This window comes from Brevibacillus sp. NRS-1366 (assembly GCF_050467985.1).
On the sequence record NZ_JBITPN010000022.1, the window covers coordinates 765,170 to 785,507 of the forward strand.

The following is a 20,338-nucleotide window of genomic DNA, read 5'->3' on the forward strand; positions in this document are numbered from 1 at the left end:
CAAAATAAATGAGGAATTACTGGTAGTAAATCAGTCCTTGGGCAAACTCTTCCACCCTATGGCAGGCCACAAAATGGTCTGCTTCAACTTCTTTCCACTCTGGATCTTTCGTTTGGCAAGCATCCTGGGCAAAAGGACATCTAGGCGCAAACCGGCAGCCCGGCTCTGGATTGATCGGAGAAGAAATTTCTCCTTTCAAAATGATCTTGCTTTTCTGCTCCTTCACGTTGACCTGCGGAATCGCCGAAAGCAGAGCCATGCTGTATGGATGAAGAGGTCTTCTGAAAAACACAGGCTTTGGCGCCTTCTCGATAAGCTGGCCTAGATACATGACACCCACATGATTGGAGATGTGTTTGACGACAGACAAATCGTGTGAAATGAACATATAAGTAAGTCCCAGCTGCTGTTGCAGTCGTACCATCAGATTGAGGATTTGCGCCTGGACAGATACATCCAGTGCGCTAACCGGTTCATCGCATACGATAAAGCTAGGGTTTATCGCCAGCGCTCTCGCAATCACGACCCGTTGTCTACGCCCTCCATCAAATTCATGCGGATACGCATTGCCTGCACTCGGGGGCAGCCCGATCAGCGCCATCAGCTCAGCTACCCTGGCTTTTCGTTCCTTGACCGTGGGGTACAGGTTAAAGGAGGTTAAGGGCTCTTCAATGATTTGAGAAACCGTCAATCTCGGATTCAGGGAAGCGTACGGATCTTGGAAAATAATCTGCATGTGCTGCCTCATTTGCCGCATTTCCTCTTTAGTGAAAGCAGTAATGTCCATGCCCTTGAACAGGATTTTGCCTGCTGTCGGTTCCTGCAATCGTAGAATGACTCTTCCCAAGGTACTTTTCCCACACCCGGATTCCCCGACAATCCCTAACGTTTCGCCCTGCTTTACGCTAAACGACACATCATCTACTGCATGGAGAGAGCCTCTGGGAACGGTAAACTGTTTTTTCACATGCTTGATCTCGAGCAGGTTGTGCGCACTCATACTTTCACCTCATCCCATACGGAGAAATGGCATTTGCTTAGATGCTCTTCTCCCTGCAACATAGGTGAGATCGTTTCACAAATGTCCGTCTTGTATTTGCATCTCGGGTGAAAGAAGCAGCCTTGTGGCAATGAGGCCGGATTGGCCATGCTCCCTTCCATCTGAAACAACAGGGTCTGGTCTTCTTCAAGCTTTGGGATCGATTCGAAAAGCCCGATCGTATACGGATGCTTTGGCCGGGTGTATACCTCTTCCACCGTACCGATTTCGACAATTTCCCCGGCATACATGATCGCCACCCTGTCGCATGTCTGGGCAACAACGCCCAAATCATGACTAATAAAAAGCATCGACATGTTGTACTGCTTTCGTAGCTGCTTTATAAGCTCGAGCACCTGCGCTTGTATCGTTACATCCAGAGCTGTGGTTGGCTCGTCAGCAATCAGTAATTCAGGATTGCATAAAAGCGCCATCGTGATCAGCACCCGCTGCTTCATCCCTCCTGAAAATTGATGAGGGTAATCATTGTAGCGGTCTGCTTTAACTCCGACTGTTTCCAACAGCTCGATGACTTGTCTTTTGGCTTCTGTTTTGCTCACTTTTTTATGAGTGATGACCGCCTCAGCCAATTGATCACCTACCCGCAAGATCGGGTTCAGCGCTGTCATAGAATCCTGAAAAATCATGGAGATCCCATTGCCACGGAGCTGCTTATTCTCTTTTTCGGTGTTATGGATTAAATTTTTCCCTTTGTACAGGATTTGTCCATCTACAACGATGCCGGGCGGGTCGGGAATCAGCTGAATAATGGACAAAGCTGTTGTCGTTTTGCCTGCACCCGTTTCTCCGACCAGACCGAGGCTTTCCCCCTTTTTGATTTCCAGATTCACGCCATTGACGGCCTTCACTACACTGTCTTCCGTCACATAATGGACGTGGAGATTTTTTATTTCCAAGATGTTTTCCACTGTCTTCGCCAGCTCCTATTTCAACTTCGGATCTAAGGCATCTCTAAGCCCATCTCCAAAAAAGTTAAAAGATAATACCATCAGAATGATTGCAATCCCCGGGTATACGGCCAGATACGATTTGGATTCCAGATACGCGCTGCCGATTTTCAAGATATTGCCCCACTCCGGGATATGCGGTTCCACCCCCAGCCCCAAGTAACTTAGACTGCTGGTTGAGATGACGGCTACACCAATCGTCAAGGTTGCTTTGACAATGATCGGCGCCAAGGAATTCGGAATGATATGTTTAAAAATGATCGAATGATCCTTCGCTCCGCATGCTTTCGCTGCCTCAATGAACTCCAAGTTCGAAACGCCGAGCACTGTCGCACGCATCGTCCTCGCATAGGTAGGGATATAGGCGATGCTAAGCGCTATGATCAAATTGGTCGTATTGGCTCCGAAAGCCGCCACGATCGCAATGGCCAAGAGCATTCCCGGAACCGCATATAAAATATCCAACGCTCTCATAATGAAGTTATCCACATGCTTGCCGTAATAGCCGGACAGAGTACCCAATAATCCACCTATGACTACTGGGATTAAAGTCGTAAGAATACCCACGAGCAATGAAATTCTTCCGCCGAATACAATTCTGGAGAATACACATCTGCCGAAATCATCGGTTCCAAAGGGATACTCCAGACTTGGGGCAAGCAGGAGTGTCGAATAATTGTTTTCGGTCGCAAGCGAATATTCGAAGGTGAAATAACTGCAAATGGACACGGAAAGCAAGACGGTGATAAAGAGAAGGCCGAGCACTGCCATGGAATTTCTAAATAATCTGCGCAAAATATCAACCCATGTCACAGGCACTTCCTTGTTGCCATGCTTTATTTTGTACAGCAGCGTAAGTCCTAGGAGCAACGAGAATAGATTGCCGGTTACGGAGGAGATAAGCAACAGGTATGCAAGTATTTGCAGCTTGCTAGGAACTGCTCCGTTCTTCACAAATCGTGCAACGACAATCAGCGTAATGATATGCAAAATGCCAATGGCGAGTAGAATGCCCATACCTAGTAGAAATAAGTCGGCAACATACGGCTTGAACAGATTCATCGCCGAGATCATGATGACGCAATAATTCGTCAGAGACATATAAATGGATAGGGTATATTCCAGCGACTTTTCTTTTTTGAGCATATCGAGAGCAGCGATCGCAATGAAAATATTGCCGATCAGCAAAGCGATAACGAGTGAAAATCCCAGAAATCGGGTCGATGCTTTGATCTCATTCCCTTCCAAAACATCCTTTTTGATTTTCACGGAGATCAGCAGTTGTAACAGTCCAAAAACCAAATAGATGCCAGCTAATGCCAGGAAAGAAATATCTATGGTCCCCTCAAATAGATCGTAGCCAGCCAACACAAACAAGATGGATAAGACGAGAGAAGAAGACCAGGCAAAATTAGAGAGCTTGTATTCCTGAAAAGCTTTCAGCTTACGCTTTGTTTCTCGTTTCACATAGTGTTTACTCATCATGCACCCGCTTTAGTAATCGCTTATTTTTGACCGAATCCGGGGATCGAGGAAGGCGTACAACAAATCCACGATCAAATTGACGATCGAGATGGTGATAGCCACATAGATCACCCCGGCAAGAATACCCGGTATATCCGGAACAAACTGTTTATCTACGATATAACTGCCAATACCGTTGATATTAAATACCTTTTCTGTTACGGCGGCTCCGCCAAGCATCCCGCCAAACTGCAATCCGATTACTGTGACAATGGGAATTAGCGCATTGCCTAAGGCGTGCTTCAGGATGACTCTTCGCTCGCTTAAGCCTTTGGCTTTGGCAATAACGATATAATCCTGGTGAATCACCTCAAGGGTGGAAGACCTCGTCATCCGGGCTACCGATGCTGCAAGGCCAGTCCCCAGTACAATAGCCGGATTGATTACGGACAACCAGTTGTCTGGATTATAGGTGGCCGGCAGCCAATGCGCCTTAATGGAAAAGTTTAAAATAGCAACAAGACCCTGCCAAAAATCCGGAATCGAGAGTCCCAGTAATACGAGTACCATAAAGCCGTAGTCGCAAAAGGAATGCTGCCTCGTTGCCGACAGGAGACCGGATGGTACAGCCATCAGAATGGCAATGACGAGCGAAATGACCGTTAGTTCCAGTGTGATCGGAAGCTTGCGGATAATCTCTGTCGAAACCATTTCGTTACCAGCGAACGATTTCCCGAGGTCAAACGTGATCAGTCCTTTAAAAGAGTTCCACAATTGAATGAGATAAGGCTGGTCGAGTCCATAAACCTGATTGAATTGCGCCAGCTGCTCCGGTGTCGCTGTCTGCCCCAAGATGTTCGCCGCAGGATCAAGAGGCGATAAGTACAGAATCGTAAATACGAGAAAAGTGACACCGAAAATCACAAACACCATCATGACCAAACGATCAAACACGTACTTCAAATAAGGCTTGCTGTAAGTAAAAATAACCAAATACATCAGCCATCCCAAAAGGATGGAAACTGCCAAAAATACCGGATTCGAGAGTAGCGCTTTGAACGTACCTCCGTATGTAATCTTGCTTGTCCCTCTCGCTTTCATTACTTCCTCTACTTCTTTCGCAACCTCATCTTGAAAAATTTGTCCCGCCAGCTTTTTTATTTCTCGCTGCAGCTGAATTTCACTCACCTGTTTATGGAAAAATGCATACTTGTTCGCAAGCTCTATTCTTACCTCCTCCGCGAGCCTGGCTTCACGTCCTTCTTGTCGCAAGCGAAAAAACGTTTCCTCTCTGATCTTCACAAAAGGATCGGTTTTCTTTCGAATAAGGTAGACAATGGCGACGATCAGGTTTAGCGGTAATCCCGAAAGGAACAGCAATACCTTGTACAGAGGGTTTCTCCAGATCTTTTCATAAGTAATGCCAATGCTGTGACGTAGGTTTGCAGTGCCAGTCGTTTTCATTTGTCCCTGCACAAGACGCTCCGTATTCATAAATGCCATGCAACAACCTCCAAATATGATCGTGAAAAAAAGACAACAGGAAACAAACTTGGATCAGTTTGCTTCCCGTTGTCGAGTTAGCTTGATTGATTATTCAACTGGCTGTATGCTTTGATTTTTAAAAGAGGGATTTATCTGTGTCCAGTCTATCTGGTTCACTAATATCATATAATTCACAGTTGTTTAGTCTGAATTATTACCCTTGGTTTATTTTATTAAAAAAATTTACAACAGTCAACACTATTTTTACAACATCCTATTCTGACCGGCTGAATAAACAAAAAAACCGCCTTTCCCCCATTACAAACAAAGGTGTAGGCGGTACCTTCTCATGACTACAGACTATCAAACCGAAACCAGACGACCTTGTTGTCGGCAATACCAAAGGTGGCCATGTTCTTGCTACCTTTATACACCACTTCTTTTTCTCCAGTAGCCTCTCCATACAGCTTTTTTAATTGCTCGGTGCTGTCGTACATCGTAAGTCCACGGTTTGTCTTCAGCTTTTGGGCATCCTCTTGTGCGACTCCTCCAACCATAATAGACTGAAGCTCGCCCTTCTTCACCTTGACGATGAGCTGAGTGCGATTAATCAGTAGCATGCCCATCACTGCCTCGCCCTCACCTTTTGCCATTTGATCCACTGTATAGCTTTCTCGCGATATCATATCCATGAAATCTGCCTTATCAGGCTTTACTTGATCCATCGCTTCCTTGATGTTTTGTCCCACATAAATTCCGTTTACACCAAATTCCTTTTGATTTTCAGGATCAAAGGAACCTGCGGCCTTTGGCTGTACAGAACAAGCCACAAGCATCATTACTGCTACTGCAAAAATAATCATCCTGTACAACGATATACTACGATTCATTGTGCTCACCTTTTCTAGCCCGGTATGTACATCGCTATCTTACCTTACTTGATGGCTAGGAGCAAGGTTACTCTCTTTACTCACGTGGTCCGCTCACTTTTTGTCGGGGGCGATTCGGCGGCAGGTTATTATTCATATTTTGCTTGAATCCCTCTACTATTTTTAACAAAGAGGCAAAAAATGGAGAACCAAAAACAGCTACAATTCCCCACAGCCATGTACCGACCTGCCATGAATTTTCGACATAGGCAGAAGAAGCACCGGTCAGAATCAGCGCAGGGTCCAATCCAAGGACACCAAAAATTCCCCCTGCCGCAACTACTGAGATGAGCAGGTTGAAAAATCGCTTGTGATGCATGAGCCGCGCAGCATGATTATGGTCTTCCCAGCAATCATGCTTCGGTTCGTAATCCGTTGCCAAAAAGGGAATGACCGATTTGCAAGCTTCGGTTACTCCAGCGGCCGCACTTGAGACTGCGGTAATATAAATTAAAAAGGCGATAGATGAATCCATACTGACCATTGTTTCCCCTCCCCTCTTACATATGTATGGGGAATCGGGGACAACTTGCTGAAAAAAAACGTTTTCTCCTGTATCCGCCGCACTCGTTTTCCTGTAACATGAGAGACGTAACCTACATAATGGAAAGGTGGTTATATCCTATGCAAGATCAATCATTTGTATGGAACCAGTACGATCTGATTCGTGGTATCACATTGGCTACGCTTGCAAACACCTCTGAAGACGCTGCTGACATCGTTCCCGAAGGATTTTCCAACAATATTCGCTGGAATCTGGGACACATCCTACTCAGCCAGGATTTCCTGTTGTTCGGTCCAACTGGTACACCATTGCCACCATCCTATGGTGCTTTGTTCGCCCCTGGTACAAAACCAGCCGACTGGCAAGGTGATGTTCCCTCTCTGGAAACCTTGGCAGCGCAATTCAAAGAACAGTCTGCTCGCATCAAGGAAACGCTGCACTCTCGTCTGAATGATCCTCTGCCCGGGCCATTTGCACTCGGCGACAAAGGCACGATCCACACTTTTGGAGAAATGCTGCTCTTCACTCTGTACCATGAAGGCATGCACATGGGCTGTATTTCCGGCTTACGTAAAGGAATCGCTTCTGCTACCTAATCATTTCATCCAACAGACAAAAACCGCGGGAAAGCTCTCGCGGTTCTAATCGTTCAAACGTATATTGCTGCATTTTTGCGAAGCACCATTCGGTTTTCCCACAAAGGAAGGTATTGTTCTGCAAGTTGCGCCATCATTTGGTTAAACTCCCGTCCCCCATTCCTGGGTCCGCTCATGGAGAGAGCTAGCAATAATGCGGTCCAGCAGCTGTGTATAGGTCATACCTGCTGCAGCTGCGCTCTTCGGAAAAAGGCTGCCCGCGGTCATTCCCGGTAAGGTGTTCACTTCCAGCACGTAAGGCGTATCCTGATATAAAATGATATCGACCCTTGCATAGACCTTGCATTGCAGCAGCCGGTAGCTGGTTAGCGCCGCCTCACGTACACGCTGCAGGGTAACGGGAGGAAGCTGGATCACCTTCTCCTCAGCGCCACCCACCTCGTATTTCGCTTTGTAATCGAACCACTCCGAATGCGCGGAGCGAATACCGATAATCGGTAGTACCTCGCCATCCACGATCGGGCATGTAAGCTCCGTCCCTTTCATATAGGGCTCAATCAAGATCGCCTGGCCCAAGCCGAAAGCTTCCTGAACAGCCGGCAGCAGCTCCTTCTCATTTTGTACGAGCTGAACGCCGATACTCGATCCCCCCGTATTCGGCTTCACAATAATCGGGTAGCCCAGCTGCTCCACCGTCTGCGGATCATAATCGTCCATCCCCTGCCAGCAAAGACCTGCAGGCGTATGCACACCCGCTGCCTTCAGCAGAATCTTGGACAGCTGCTTATTCATGCTTAGGCTGCTTGCCAGGACACCGCTTCCTGTATAGGGAATGCCCAGTGTCTCCAGCGCTCCCTGCACCGTGCCGTCCTCTCCATATTGGCCATGCAGCGCAAGTAGTGCGAAGTCGATGCCTGCCTGCTGAACCTGCGTGATTAAATCCGCTCGCTGCTCGATCAAAATGGGAATCACCTCATAGCGACTTCGATCCAAATGTGTAATCATCTCTTGACCTGTCCGCAGAGAAACCTCACGCTCAGAGGAAATACCGCCCATCATAACGCCAATCTTCATCATGACACCTCATTTTCTTAAAGATTATGTGGTTACGGATTGTTCGTTATGGCTAAAGAAACCAACGCACCTGTTTGCAGATGATTTGAATACCCCGCTCGATATTTTCATCCGTTACGCGTGAAAAACCTAGCCGCAACGTATTCGTTCCTTCGCCTTTTTTAATAAAAAACTTGTCTCCGGGTGTAAATATAACGCCCTGTTCTGTGCAAGCTTCGAGCAGCTGGCGTGTATTTACGCCTGTCGGAAAGGTGAGGAACAAGTGCAAGCCTCCGTCACCAGACAGCTGTGCCTCAGGAAGATGTGCTTCACAGCATGCCTTTGTCAGCTCATATTTGCGCTTATACTCTGTACGTGCTTTTTTTACATATTTATCGAAATTTCCGTTAAGCAAGTATTGGTATAAAATTGATTGATCGATTGTTGATGTATGAATGGTGCGTGCACGCTTCATGCTTTCCAGCGTGTCGATCAGCGCTCGGTCCCCAAGCACCCAGCCTACTCTTAGGCCTGGGAAAAGCACCTTGGAGAAGCTGCCGATATAGATGACTCCGTTCCCTTGCCCTGCTGTCGCGATTAAAGGCGCTACATGTGCTCCCGAGTAGCGCAGCTCCTCATTGAATCCATCCTCGATCACCGGAATCTGATAGCGCATCAGTAATTTCATAACGGCGCTGCGCTTAGCCGGCGACATGACAATACCAGTCGGATTGTGGTAGGAAGGAGTCAAATAGGCCAGGTCGAAGCTATTTGTCTGCTTCTGCAATACCGCCTCAAGCTGCTCCACATTAATACCATCACGCTCCATCGGAATGCCGGTAATCTCAAATCCTTGCAGCTTCAAATTATTGATCGCGGTATGATGGGTCGGATTTTCACAAATGGCCGCACCACGGCGCGCAGAAGGACGCAAAGCCGACAGCACAATATCAAAGCCTTCTGTAAATCCGCTTGTAATCAGCATATCCTTGCCGCTGATATCGACACCCTTATGCTCCATATAACGCATCAAGTAATCGATCAGCGGCCTGTAGCCCTTGGCATAGCCGTAGTTGAGCAGTACCTGTCCTTCGATTGCCATCCGATCCAGAAAGGCTCGCCTCACATCCCCCAGATCAAACAGATGCTCATCCGGAGCGATGCTTGTAAACGAGATGGTTCCTTTTTTAGCGCGAATACCCTGCTTCATCCTATCCAGCTCTACAGCTGATACAGCATACTCGTTCATTCTGGCCTTCCAGTCGATCTGCCAGGTGACGGACCCGTCAGCTTCTACCTGATCTGTAGCAAACTGGCCCACCATAGCAGCCACATAGCTGCCTTTGCCAGGAATCGCATACGTAAATCCGTCATCCTCCAAGCCTTCATAGGCTGCAATGACTGTATTGCGACTCACCTTTAAAAGACCGCTCATTTCTCGTGTAGAGGGCAGCTTCAGGTTCGCCTGTAGCGCCCCTCTTATGATCAAACGTTTGACGTATTCTTTCACTTGTATCGCGACCGGCCGGTCACCGACGAGCTCGAAATCCTGGAACATCCTTCATCGCCCCCCTCCATAATGATGGCATGGTAAACGAGAGAAAAAAAGAACCACCGCACTGGATTTTTCATCCTTCGGTGGTTCCTCCACTTTTTATGCTAGGTGCATCCTCATAACTGGACCGCGTTCCCCCCCATCCTTAAAGCGTTACGGAGTTTACGATTTGATCCAATCGACCGTTTTTTGATCCAGCTTTTTGATGAGCGCAACAAGTAATTTCACCGTATTCTCGACATCATCATGATGAAGAATCGAAGCCTGGCTGTGTATATACCGCGCCGGGATCGCGATCACAATCGAAGGTACTCCCCTCCCGATCAGATGGGGGCCGCCAGCATCTGTCCCCACACCCGGAGCTGCTCCGTACTGATAAGGGATTCCTTCTTCTTCCGCAGTATCAAACAACAAGTTGCGCAATTTCGTATTCGGTACAAGTGTTTTATCATACAGGGCAATCACTGGACCACCGCCGCATTTAATCTCTGGTAAATACGGTGAATCCGCAAGCCCGGGAGTATCTAGCGCCATGCCTGTCTCCAAGGCAATAAACAGATCCGGTCCAATCATGGTTGTACTGGTCCCTGCCCCGCGAAGTCCCACTTCCTCTTGTACGGTGGCACCAGCGAAAACCGTGTTTGGATGATCGACAGCTTGCAGGCTTTTTACCAGTTCAATCGCTGCCAGACAACCGCCTCGATTGTCAAAAGCTTTGCCCATATACATCTGGTCGTTGGCCATCACGGTAAAGGGACAAATGGGGACGATCGGATCGCCTGGCCGAATGCCTAATTCTTTGGCGCGTTCTGTACTGGTCGCCCCAATATCGATATACATTTCCGTGATTTCGACCACTTTTGCCTTGTCACTGGCAGAGGAGATATGTGGCGGCTTTGAACCATGATTTTCGGTCCATCGGCTGTCCCCGTTTTTCGACCAACGATGCTACCCAGATTATCGGTGGATAACTCTTCTGTGTAAGGCTCTAAATAGGTGCGCATCAGTTCCCGTACTTCCTGTTCTTGTCCAGGAACCCCTGACGCCTCTGACAGTTCCTTTAAAATCTGTACCCACTCGCTCAACTCGATCTCCTCCTTTATCTATTCGCTCGCTACAGAATTTGCGGCAAATCATCCCGATATCATTTTCTGAAAAGCTTTTGTTTACAGGAGGTTGTTTTTGGCTACAAACATCTTTATATCATAGAAGGAAAATTAGATCATATACAGATGTTGTTTGATAAGCCGATTGAAAATGTGTGGCTAAATGGGTACTATATTAGCCAGCTTGTTGCCTTGGGCTTTTTTCAATAGGGTTTTTATCCTATTCGAAAACCGCATTGTAATTTATCCACCTACTGCTCGATGCTGCCCACTCTTAGGATCTTTGTTCATACAGCTTAACGATTTCAATGATGGTGTTCACAGCCTGCACCATGTTGTCAGCCGAAACATACTCGAACCGCCCGTGGTAATTTTCCCCGCCTGTGAATATATTCGGTGTTGGCAACCCCATGTAGGATAGCTGGGAGCCATCCGTACCACCGCGAATCGGCTGAATAATCGGCTCGATTCCGAGGTTTTCTAGTGCTTGCTTAGCGATGTCCACTATTTCCATTACAGGCTCAATCTTTTCCCTCATGTTGAAGTATTCGTCTTTGATTTCGAGCTCTATTCGCTTATCACCGTATTTTTTCTGTAATTCTTCTACGATACGAGCCAGCTCGGACTTTCTCTCCTGAAACCGATTACGATCGTGCTCCCGGATCAAATAACGAAGCTGTGTTTGCTCGACATCACCCTGAATAGAAGACAGATGATAGAAGCCTTCATAGCCTTCCGTTTTCTCAGGAGTTTCATCAGCCGGCAGCAAGCCATGCAGCTCCATGGCTATTTTAGCAGCGTTGACCATTTTACCTTTGGCCGTGCCAGGGTGAACATTCTTCCCTTTGCACGTAATGATGGCTGTAGCAGCGTTAAAGCTCTCGTACTCGAGCCCGCCAAGAGGACCACCATCCATTGTATAGGCATACGCTGCGTCGAAGGCGGACACATCAAACTTGTGTGGGCCTTTGCCGATTTCTTCATCCGGGGTGAAAGCCACTCTTACCCTCCCGTGTTTCAGTTCTGGATGTCGAATCAGATAAGCCATAGCAATCATGATTTCTGCAATACCGGCTTTATCGTCAGCCCCAAGTAAAGTGGTACCGTCTGTCGTTATTAACGTGTGGCCTTTGTAGCCAGCCAGCTCTGGAAATTCGCGCGGCGAAAGGACAATATTCAGTGCTTCGTTCAAGACAATGTCTTGTCCGTTATAATTTTCGATGACTTGCGGGTTCACGCCGGCACCGGTAAAATCGGTAGCCGTATCCATATGAGCAAGAAAACCGATTGTTGGAATCTCTTTGTCTGTATTGGCCGGAAGGGATGCCATTACATAACCGTTCGAATCCACCGTAACTTCCTGCATACCTATGGCTTTCAGCTCTTCTACGAGCATTTGGGCAAGCACTAGCTGCCCTGGTGTTGAAGGGCAAGTTTCGCTGTCCTCATCGGACTGTGTATCCACTTGAGCGTAAGAGATGAATCTATTGATGATCTCCGTTTTCATAGTCTTATCTCAACTCCAATACAATTCGTAATGTAACAAAGCACGCCTGTTGATTAACCTAAAAATGGTAGAAAAAGGTTTGTCTTTTCGATAGAATCGTTTGTACCATCAAACCTATTCAAAGAAAGAGACGATCCCATTACAAATTCTACCACGCTCCCTGTCGAATCTTCAATTTGTACTGGGCCATACTCGAGCAGCAGAGTGGAAGGTAATCAAAAATAACCCCGTAGCAAATGTTCTAAAGCCCAAAGTCGTTCACAAGGAAGTTTTGCCCTACGACGAATCCGAGGTTCAGGCACTATTGATTGAATTGCAAAAAGAACCATTTCATTGGCGAATGATGATTACTCTTGCTCTTACAACAGGATTACATCTTGGCGAGCTTCTAGGGTTAAAGTGGAAGTATATGGATTTAGACAATGGGATTATCGATGTCGCATAGAGTATGACTACCTCTGCAAAAGGCGAGGACGTTTTAAAAATTCCAAAAACTAAAAACAGCAGACGGAAAGTATCCCTCCCCACTTCTGTCTTATCAAAGATGCAAAAATACGTTCTCCATCGTCGCAAGGAACGGTTAAAAGTTGAACCCTCTTGATTAGCCAAGGTGTTCATGCCAAAGTCATTTCTGTGATATTCCAAAATTATAATCAGTACAATAAAACAAAAGCATTAATAATCTTTTTCATTTTTCAACCCTATACTCAAAGAATAAAACCGCCCCCAATAAGGGAGCACGCCCTATTATTTTGCCTTCTGTTATAGTCTGCTGAAACCCTTTTAAATAAAGCTTCTCAGCGTTATCTTTATGTTCTTTTATCGTATTTTCTACTCCTTGATGTTAGAGTTTCACATCACTTTCACATCAATGGGGACTCCCCCCCTTGTGGACACATATCTCTAGGAACTGTTCAAACAGATGCGGTTCGTGATTTCTGAATCCAACTGGAAAGACTCAGTGAAGCAGGCGAGAGACGGTGGAGAGCGCTCAAATTTGAGCAGGCTCCATACGTAATAGAGGACCCTTGCTCATCGCTTGCACCCCTTCACTGCTTGTCGGGTACTGTGGACCCCTCCTCAACTAACTCATACTTTTGACCTGTCATCAATTCAGCTAAGAGCAATTTACAGCGGTCAGGCAGGTCGGTCTTGAGGGGGTCAATCTCAACTTTTTCTCCATCAATAAGCATGTAGTGTGCCCTGATCTTTAATTCTGGCCGTTTCTTAGACATTCCGCTTTCTCCTTTTCTGCTTTTGTGTTACTGAGTAGACTTACTACTCGATTCTCTCTCAAGTTTGGCAATGAGTGCCTTTGTAAAGTGTTTTGCCAAAACTTTCGCTAGTATCTCAGGATGGATTACGATACAAACTGATTCCGTACTATCCTGCCTTTTGTTAACCATCTATATCCACCCCTCTCTTTTATTTCACATCAAGAAAAAGCCGCCCGTAGGCGGCTCTTGGAATCTCCCCACTTAACGGAATTTACCGTCCAGAAACCAACGTGGAAATCCGTTCGTTGCTTATTTCATCCTCTAGCTCTTGCTGGTTGACGTAATTGCTGAGTTAAAATTGGCAGTGCATCATTCTTGATGACCCGAATCATTTGTTCTCTAAAGTCAGATATTCCATTCACTGACCCTTCAACACGGACATCAAATTTAAAGTTTTGGATTACATTAGAAGAACCAAGCTTGCCAAGATCATGATTAGCGACTACCTGGGATCCACGAGGTAAGTTGAGCAGCTCAGGTCCTTTTTCACCAACCCAAGTAAGTCCGGATTGTGTAACGGTACCGCCTGTTGCTAGCCCAGGGAAACGGAAAGACTCTTTCACTTTGTCTAGAGAATCCTTGATTGCTTTGCCAATGCCCTTTGACCCTTTTTCAAGCTCTTTGAGGTCATCATGCCAGTCATCAAAGAAATCGTTTGTCGGCGTCTTAAAATCGCCGTCTCTATCAGTGAAGTCATCTCTGTCATACTTGTTCTTTTTACCTCCACCACCACCACTGTCAGTATCAGGTTTTGTAGTATTAAGCCAGCCAGGGATTTCACTTACGTTTCCTTCGTCATCCACGATTACCGGATTGTAAGGACCTGTGTCACCGATCTCGACCCAATGCCCATTATCATTCTTGAAGTAGTTTTTTCCGTCAGCCTGACGAAAGGCTATCTTTGCAGCTGTAGCGCTTTTCAGCTGAGCTTCGACTTCCTTCAATTCGTTTTTGATCCCTTGAAGTGCTGTTTGCTCTTTCAACAACTCTAGATACAACTTTTTGGCTTCGTCGCTGTTTTCTCCCTTTGCGGCAGCCATCTTGTCATAAGCGTCTTTCAGCAAATCAACCGTTTCTGTTGAAGCATTTAGTTGGATCTTCAACAGTTCCATTTGAGCGTCCAATTTTTGAGCAGCGTCAGCTGTGGTTGTCCCGAGTGTGGAAGCAAACAATTCAAACTCTTGCTTCGAGATCGCTAATTCTAGGCTGGTTGTTTCCTGGACCTTGGTCAAAGCCCCTTCAATTGCTGTTGCCATTAGATCGGCTTCGGTTTTGACCTTGGTGTTCATTTCTTTCCAGTGTGCAACTGCAGCATCCTTGGCTTCCTGCGTCTTTTTCTTTACGATGTCTGCCTGGGCTTTTGCTGCATCAGCGATGGCCTTCTCATTTTGACGCATACCAACTGCTAGACCTTCAGCAATGTAGCCACCATATTCAGCCATCAACCTGGAAGGCGAATTGATCCCAAAGAAGTTGCGGATTTTTTCAGCGATCGTAGAAGAAAACTCTGTTACCTTTCCAGAAATCCAAGAAACCATGGAGTTGATACCTTGCCAAAGACCCTCGACAATGTATTTTCCATAATCGGCCATTAGACGTGAAGGAGAAGCGATTCCAAAGAACTCTTTAAACCCACTGGACACCCAGGAAGCAAATTCAGCTACCTTCCCTTTGATCCACCCAGCCATGCTTTGAATGCCTTCGCCTAATCCTTGAACAATGTTTCGTCCTATCTCAGCTATGTCGATTGACTTTGCGCCTTCAACAAAGCGTTTGATAACTTCTCGTCCAGCAGCAACTAAGGCAATTCCTATGACGGCAAGGGCACCCAACAATGCGTCGACGATGTTCTTCCCAAGTTCGTCCATTGCGCTAGGACTCATTTCTTTTGCACCATCAGCAAGACTAGTGATCATACCGGTTCCAGCATTTTTAATTTCAGGTTTGCTAGAAAGACCAGTGAACCAATCTTTAATTGCCACCCACCATTCATCTAGCTTTGCTGAAAGTTTGCTGGGAATTTCACTGAACCATTTACTGATAGAATTCCACCAATCATTTAACGAACTATTGAATTTAGAGGGAATACTTGAGAACCATTCAGCGATAGCAGTAGTCCATCCAGATAAACTGTTAGAAATACTACTTACTTGATCCGTGAACCATGTCACGAGAGTATTCTTCCATTCAACCAAGCTGTCACTGATTTTTGATGGTACACTTGAAAACCATTCTGAGATGCCATTCCACCATGCAGAGAATTGGCGAATGTTTTCCTGATTCTGTTCTTTTGCCCATTGGCGAATGGCTTCTCCCCAAGAAAGCAATTTTCCATAAATTTTGTCGGGGATACCTGCAAACCATTCCGCAATGCTGATCCACCATTCTGTCAATTTTGCTGGAATGGTTGTTTTTTGTTCATCAAACCAATCAGTAAAGGCTTTTTTCCACTCACCAAGTTTTTCTTGGATAGATGAAACACTATCCGTAAACCACGTGACTAATGATGAGCCGATCTCGTTGAGTTTGCTTGAAGTCGCAGTCTTTATCCCTTCCCACAACCTACTCCAATCGCCACTAAAGATAGCTGCAAACACTTCAACGGCACCCTTGATCAAACCCAAAGATATGTCGATGGTGGTTTTAATACCTTCCCATGCTTGGCTTATCAACGAACTAACGTATGGCCATGCCCACTCCATTAACTGAACAATGTTATTGATAATTGGCGTAATAACTGCTGAAATCCCATTCCAGACGTTTGTAAACGCGGTCTTTAATTGTGGCCACATTTCTTGCCACCAAGAACTCAATTCTGTGAACTTTTTAGAAATGTATCCTGTGACCTCATCGACTGCTGGTTGGATAAAATCTCGAATTTTACCCCAGACCTGGACAGCGTATGCTTTGATGGTGTCCCAGTTCTTGTATAAAAGCACTCCTGCAGCCGTCAAACCGGCGATGGCAAGTGTTACTGGAAGAATGGCTGCGGCCACAGTTCCAAGCGTCGGTCCGAGCGCACCTAATCCACTTGCAGCTAATCCAACGACAGCCAACACAGCCCCAAACGCCCCAACCAGCGTCAACAACGAGCCGGCTATTGCTGCTGTGATGGTTATAACTTGTTGCATGGATGGACTGAGATCATTGAACCATTCAATTACTCCTTGCACAGCTTCGGATAGTGTTCTAATGACGGGGATAAGTGCATTACCGATTGTTATCTGCGCCGTTTCTAGTGCGCCATTCAGCTGTTCCAGAGCGCCTTTCAAGTTGTCTTTCATTTTTGCTGCAGCTTCAGCTGAAGCCCCAGATGAGTTTTCAAGTTCTTTGGTTAATGCACGGAATTTCTCGGGCCCTGCCTCTACAACTGTCATCATCCCGGACATAGCCTCTACACCAAAGATTGTCGCTAAGTATGCAGCTCTTTGGGAGTTGCTGAGTCCAGACATTTTTTGCTGTAATTGACCAACGATGTCGGCAAATGGGAGCATATTTCCACTGGTATCGTTGATCTTTACACCTAACAGATTCAGAACCTCTGAAGCCTCATCTGTTGGTTTTGCCAATCTTGTGAGTGACATACGTAAGGTGGTTCCAGCTGTTTCCCCACGAATTCCGGCATCAGACATAATCGCTACAGCCGCACTAACCTCTTCCAAAGACATGCCCAGCGTGTGTGCTGGCGCAGCTGCGTATTTCAGTGCATATGCCATTCCTTGAAGGTTTGCCGCAGAGACATTCGCTGTTTTAGACAAGACGTCTGCTACATGCGTAGACTGACTCGCCTCTAAACCAAAGGCTCGCAAAGAAACAGCCATCGTGTCAGCAACCAGTGCCATATCCTCGCCGGATGCTTCAGCAGCAGAGATGACACCAGGCATTGCAGCGATAATTTCATTTGCCTGAAAGCCCATAGCTGCCATCATTTCCATACCTTCAGCAACTTCACTTGCTGATTTACTTGAAGCAGCTCCTAGCTTCATAGCTGATTCTGACATTGCATCAAGGTCAGCTGCGCTTGCTTCGGCAATAGCTCCAACCCTGTCCATCTTCGCCTCAAAGTCTGCTGCTGTGCCTACTGCATGCCCTAACGCCGCTGTAACTGCTGCACCAGCGAGGCCGAAGGATGTTGCTATCTCCATACCTGCCGATTGCATGCGGTTTCCAACACTCTGTAATTCCTTTGACCACTTCTGCATGTGTGACGGCTGATCAGCCAATTCTTTATTGACTTTGTTCAGCTCGGCATGCATCCGGAACATTGCTGCTTCAGCTTTATTTAATTGCGTTGCAAGCTTTTGGGTAGCTGCAGAATCCTCGCCCTTTTCTCTGGCCGATTTTTGGAATTCTTGCCGTAACAGACTGACTTTTTGTCCTTGTAAAGCAAGCTCTTTTGTTAACTGATCGCTTTTTGTCTTTAATTGCGCTTCCTCGTTTCCAAATGCCTTGAGTCCTGCGGAAGCCTTATCGAACTCACTTGCAACGAGTTTCATTTCGCGCTGGATTTGAGCCATGGACTTATCCAAGCCCGTGTCATCTAGCGAGATCCTGGCGACTAGATCGCCAACTTCGATGTTAGACACTTTAATCACATCCCTATTGAGACTCGCGCTTTGCGTTGGGAGCAAAAGAAAAAGCCCTACCACACGCAAAGTGCGGTTAGGGCTTCGTGAGCCTCAATTCTGGGATTCATTGATCCTCTAATCTGAATTACGAAGAATACTCACAAGTGCCACATCTCGGGCATTTTATCTCAGCAATACCGTTAATTTTACCTAGGAGTTTTTTGCATTTTTTGCACCTGACTTCTTTGAGAATTATTATTTTGCTCATTACATTACCCCCCTTTCATGAAAAATTACCCCGCGGTGTAAACGAAGGGGCCGCGCCGGTCCCTGGGAAAAGCTTGTTCAACTTTGAGGGGAGGGGGGGCTAACGCCCTCCCATAATCCTTTCGAGATCCATTTGCAAACACACAAGGCTTACTTTCGCCTCGTTAACGATCCTCTGCCGCTCTGCTGCGTTTAGAGTCTCTGCCCTTCCATCGGTCGCCCGTCTTCCAGTAGCCCTGTAATGCTCTTGCAGGGCATTATACAACTCCATAATGCCTGGCGGTGCACTGTTGGAGAGTCTGGCCATGAGTGCAGCTCCCGCCTGTACTTCATGTCGCCTCGTCATTATCATTCTGCCTCACCCCTTCCGTTTGTTAGCATGTATTACTGCCGGAAGCCGCGGGTGCGCTCGACAAGGAGTGAATTTATTATTTCTGCCACAGGATTCCTGTCGTATATTTTATGTGTCAGGCCCAAACTCTCGCGATGTGCCGACGGCAATTCTTTGATTTGTTCGTTGATCGCAGAACGATAGCTATACCACTTGTGATACAGTTTGTTCAGTTCGTCAATTCCACCTATCAAAGCTTCATAGTGCGGCTTAAGGGATTCGTACAAACCTTGCGCCCTTTGTTCGAGTTCCTGTTTCGAATCAAGGAACAAGGCGACGCGTTCAGCTTCCAGTGCCTGAATGCGAGGATTCTTTGCGAGCACCTGAATCGTATCGTCGGTTAATTTGATCGTTCGCTTGATCGTCTCTACTTCACCCTGAAGCATGGCGATCTCCGCATCATCCGAGAATGAGGCCAGCGCTTCCAAATACCGCTCATTCGCTTGTTCCAGCATCTTTCGGCTCTCCTTCTGCTGTTCCTGTAGTTCTGCCACTTTCGCGGCTGCACGTTCTTTTTCTAATTCAATATCCTTCATGATTTCAGGCTTTGTTCTCATTGTTTAATCTTTCCCTTCGTTAGTTGAATTGGTCGTTCCCAGTCAATGCCCTGTAACCGATAGTCATGTTTGTCCGTTGTGCAGAATGTGCCATCTTGACCAGGATTGTTAAGTAAAGATATTTCGTACAGTTGGATTTTTCGTAACTCTTGAAAAATAATCTTGTCATCTCCAAGGGCTTGAAGCTGCTTGATTTTTTCCTCGTCAACCGGTATTCGAACACGGTCCTTTTTTTGGATATGGTAGGCGATGCTGCAATGACGTAGGGCGTTCCGCTTAACTCTCTTATAGCAACTCAATGCCGCCTGGTTTGCTGGTATAAGACGGAAGAATAGGCCACGCTCATTAACGTACAGATCTAGTGTTCCATCGTCCGTGCGCCCAAGTTGCTTGTCAAAAGAATGCCCTTCTAGCATTCCAACGAGTCCATCCGTCATAATACCTTTCGGATTAATACGTTCAAATGTGTATGTCCCACCATCCTCGTCATAATTCCAGCAAGGATAGTTTTCAAACGGTATGGAAAGTCCATAAATTGCTTTTCCCAATCAATCTCCCTCTTTTCTAGATTTCTAAATTTTTCCGGTAGTCTTCTTAAGAGAATGAAGAACAATGAGAATGAACCTTTACTCCCCCAACGATTATGGTACAATTGTTACGGTTAATTGCTTAAATTTACGGTGCCGTCACCATTCGCAGTGGTGTCGGCATTTTTCTTTCTACATGCTCGTTCACATCAATGCTCACAACTTTAAGAGCAACAACCAGCCCCTTAACGTCTATCACCTCCCTTTTCTTTGAATCGGACTATCCCTCCTTGAATCACCCCCTTTTGGTGATCCGCTTGTTAGTTCTTTTAGCTCTCTTTTCATGGTGTCTATTTCTTGATTCAGTTTTGCTACTCTAGCTTCGATTTTTTGTAACTCCCTTTCCGTTACAAAAGGTTTTTCGGCAGCCAGTAGTTGTAGCTTGGTAAATTCATTTACGGCCTTCAAATAGATCTTTTTAAGCTTTTCATACCGCTTCTTTCGCGAATCAAAGAGTTTCAACTGATGTCACCTCTCCTTTTTA

Annotated in this window: 18 protein-coding genes and 1 pseudogene; 2 read left to right on the forward strand and 17 right to left on the reverse strand. The window is 46.3% G+C overall.

Annotation, left to right across the window (positions count from 1 at the left end):
* Positions 1-16: 16 nt before the first annotated feature.
* The 6 genes from ACIFQN_RS20475 to ACIFQN_RS20500 all read right to left on the reverse strand — a co-directional run bounded on the left by ACIFQN_RS20475 (position 17) and on the right by ACIFQN_RS20500 (position 6,369).
* On the reverse strand, positions 17-1,000 hold the full coding sequence (locus ACIFQN_RS20475) for an ABC transporter ATP-binding protein (RefSeq protein ID WP_429834857.1): 984 nt from the start codon (positions 998-1,000) through the stop codon (positions 17-19).
* Positions 997-1,968, reverse strand: coding sequence for an ABC transporter ATP-binding protein (locus ACIFQN_RS20480; protein WP_429834858.1), 972 nt, complete (start codon positions 1,966-1,968; stop codon positions 997-999). The genes ACIFQN_RS20475 and ACIFQN_RS20480 overlap by 4 nt, the downstream gene beginning before the upstream one ends.
* 15 nt (positions 1,969-1,983) lie before the next feature.
* Entirely contained in the window at positions 1,984-3,492 is a 1,509-nt protein-coding gene (locus tag ACIFQN_RS20485) for an ABC transporter permease (protein ID WP_429834859.1), read from the reverse strand.
* A 9-nt stretch (positions 3,493-3,501) separates the two neighbouring features.
* Complete coding sequence (locus tag ACIFQN_RS20490; RefSeq protein WP_429834930.1) at positions 3,502-4,965, reverse strand: ABC transporter permease; 1,464 nt, start codon at positions 4,963-4,965, stop codon at positions 3,502-3,504.
* A 344-nt stretch (positions 4,966-5,309) separates the two neighbouring features.
* Positions 5,310-5,846 (reverse strand): hypothetical protein, encoded by a 537-nt coding sequence (locus ACIFQN_RS20495; RefSeq protein ID WP_429834860.1) that lies wholly within the window; start codon positions 5,844-5,846, stop codon positions 5,310-5,312.
* 76 nt (positions 5,847-5,922) lie between these two features.
* Complete coding sequence (locus ACIFQN_RS20500; protein ID WP_429834861.1) at positions 5,923-6,369, reverse strand: hypothetical protein; 447 nt, start codon at positions 6,367-6,369, stop codon at positions 5,923-5,925.
* A gap of 140 nt (positions 6,370-6,509) precedes the next feature.
* On the opposite strand from ACIFQN_RS20500, the gene ACIFQN_RS20505 reads away from it, so the two are divergent.
* A complete protein-coding gene (locus tag ACIFQN_RS20505) occupies positions 6,510-6,986 on the forward strand; it encodes a DinB family protein (RefSeq protein ID WP_429834862.1) in 477 nt (158 codons plus the stop codon).
* Positions 6,987-7,127: 141 nt separating this feature from the next.
* Here the strand turns inward: ACIFQN_RS20505 and ACIFQN_RS20510 are convergent, their stop codons facing one another.
* The 4 genes and pseudogenes from ACIFQN_RS20510 to pepT form a co-directional block, all read right to left on the reverse strand.
* Complete coding sequence (locus tag ACIFQN_RS20510; RefSeq protein ID WP_429834931.1) at positions 7,128-8,060, reverse strand: D-alanine--D-alanine ligase; 933 nt, start codon at positions 8,058-8,060, stop codon at positions 7,128-7,130.
* A 52-nt stretch (positions 8,061-8,112) separates the two neighbouring features.
* On the reverse strand, positions 8,113-9,597 hold the full coding sequence (locus ACIFQN_RS20515) for a PLP-dependent aminotransferase family protein (protein ID WP_429834863.1): 1,485 nt from the start codon (positions 9,595-9,597) through the stop codon (positions 8,113-8,115).
* Positions 9,598-9,756: 159 nt separating this feature from the next.
* A pseudogene (locus ACIFQN_RS20520) lies at positions 9,757-10,679 on the reverse strand (M42 family metallopeptidase).
* A 295-nt stretch (positions 10,680-10,974) separates the two neighbouring features.
* Entirely contained in the window at positions 10,975-12,207 is a 1,233-nt protein-coding gene (gene pepT, locus ACIFQN_RS20525) for a peptidase T (RefSeq protein ID WP_429834864.1), read from the reverse strand.
* A gap of 100 nt (positions 12,208-12,307) precedes the next feature.
* On the opposite strand from pepT, the gene ACIFQN_RS20530 reads away from it, so the two are divergent.
* On the forward strand, positions 12,308-12,652 hold the full coding sequence (locus tag ACIFQN_RS20530) for a tyrosine-type recombinase/integrase (RefSeq protein WP_429834865.1): 345 nt from the start codon (positions 12,308-12,310) through the stop codon (positions 12,650-12,652).
* A 604-nt stretch (positions 12,653-13,256) separates the two neighbouring features.
* Here the strand turns inward: ACIFQN_RS20530 and ACIFQN_RS20535 are convergent.
* The 7 genes from ACIFQN_RS20535 to ACIFQN_RS20565 form a co-directional block, all read right to left on the reverse strand.
* Complete coding sequence (locus tag ACIFQN_RS20535) at positions 13,257-13,442, reverse strand: hypothetical protein (RefSeq protein WP_429834866.1); 186 nt, start codon at positions 13,440-13,442, stop codon at positions 13,257-13,259.
* A 296-nt stretch (positions 13,443-13,738) separates the two neighbouring features.
* Positions 13,739-18,013 carry a phage tail tape measure protein gene (locus tag ACIFQN_RS20540; protein WP_429834867.1) on the reverse strand — a complete coding sequence of 1,425 codons (4,275 nt, stop codon included), beginning with the start codon at positions 18,011-18,013 and terminating at the stop codon, positions 13,739-13,741.
* Positions 18,014-18,197: 184 nt separating this feature from the next.
* Positions 18,198-18,320 carry a Com family DNA-binding transcriptional regulator gene (locus tag ACIFQN_RS20545; protein WP_429834868.1) on the reverse strand — a complete coding sequence of 41 codons (123 nt, stop codon included), beginning with the start codon at positions 18,318-18,320 and terminating at the stop codon, positions 18,198-18,200.
* Positions 18,321-18,419: 99 nt separating this feature from the next.
* Positions 18,420-18,671 (reverse strand): hypothetical protein, encoded by a 252-nt coding sequence (locus ACIFQN_RS20550; RefSeq protein ID WP_429834869.1) that lies wholly within the window; start codon positions 18,669-18,671, stop codon positions 18,420-18,422.
* A 32-nt stretch (positions 18,672-18,703) separates the two neighbouring features.
* Positions 18,704-19,267 carry a hypothetical protein gene (locus ACIFQN_RS20555; RefSeq protein WP_429834870.1) on the reverse strand — a complete coding sequence of 188 codons (564 nt, stop codon included), beginning with the start codon at positions 19,265-19,267 and terminating at the stop codon, positions 18,704-18,706.
* Entirely contained in the window at positions 19,264-19,815 is a 552-nt protein-coding gene (locus tag ACIFQN_RS20560; protein WP_429834871.1) for an HK97 family phage prohead protease, read from the reverse strand. Before ACIFQN_RS20560 ends, ACIFQN_RS20555 begins: the two co-directional genes overlap by 4 nt.
* A gap of 234 nt (positions 19,816-20,049) precedes the next feature.
* Positions 20,050-20,316 carry a hypothetical protein gene (locus ACIFQN_RS20565; protein WP_429834872.1) on the reverse strand — a complete coding sequence of 89 codons (267 nt, stop codon included), beginning with the start codon at positions 20,314-20,316 and terminating at the stop codon, positions 20,050-20,052.
* Positions 20,317-20,338: the final 22 nt, after the last annotated feature.

Coding starts and splice junctions, on each gene's coding strand:
- ACIFQN_RS20475 (WP_429834857.1), bottom strand. CDS start 1,000: ATGAGTGCGCACAACCTGCTCGAGATCAAGCATGTGAAAAAACAGTTT.
- ACIFQN_RS20485 (WP_429834859.1), bottom strand. CDS start 3,492: ATGATGAGTAAACACTATGTGAAACGAGAAACAAAGCGTAAGCTGAAA.
- ACIFQN_RS20490 (WP_429834930.1), bottom strand. CDS start 4,965: ATGAATACGGAGCGTCTTGTGCAGGGACAAATGAAAACGACTGGCACT.
- ACIFQN_RS20495 (WP_429834860.1), bottom strand. CDS start 5,846: ATGAATCGTAGTATATCGTTGTACAGGATGATTATTTTTGCAGTAGCA.
- ACIFQN_RS20500 (WP_429834861.1), bottom strand. CDS start 6,369: ATGGTCAGTATGGATTCATCTATCGCCTTTTTAATTTATATTACCGCA.
- ACIFQN_RS20505 (WP_429834862.1), top strand. CDS start 6,510: ATGCAAGATCAATCATTTGTATGGAACCAGTACGATCTGATTCGTGGT.
- ACIFQN_RS20510 (WP_429834931.1), bottom strand. CDS start 8,060: ATGAAGATTGGCGTTATGATGGGCGGTATTTCCTCTGAGCGTGAGGTT.
- ACIFQN_RS20515 (WP_429834863.1), bottom strand. CDS start 9,597: ATGTTCCAGGATTTCGAGCTCGTCGGTGACCGGCCGGTCGCGATACAA.
- pepT (WP_429834864.1), bottom strand. CDS start 12,207: ATGAAAACGGAGATCATCAATAGATTCATCTCTTACGCTCAAGTGGAT.
- ACIFQN_RS20535 (WP_429834866.1), bottom strand. CDS start 13,442: ATGTCTAAGAAACGGCCAGAATTAAAGATCAGGGCACACTACATGCTT.
- ACIFQN_RS20545 (WP_429834868.1), bottom strand. CDS start 18,320: ATGAGCAAAATAATAATTCTCAAAGAAGTCAGGTGCAAAAAATGCAAA.
- ACIFQN_RS20550 (WP_429834869.1), bottom strand. CDS start 18,671: ATGATAATGACGAGGCGACATGAAGTACAGGCGGGAGCTGCACTCATG.
- ACIFQN_RS20555 (WP_429834870.1), bottom strand. CDS start 19,267: ATGAGAACAAAGCCTGAAATCATGAAGGATATTGAATTAGAAAAAGAA.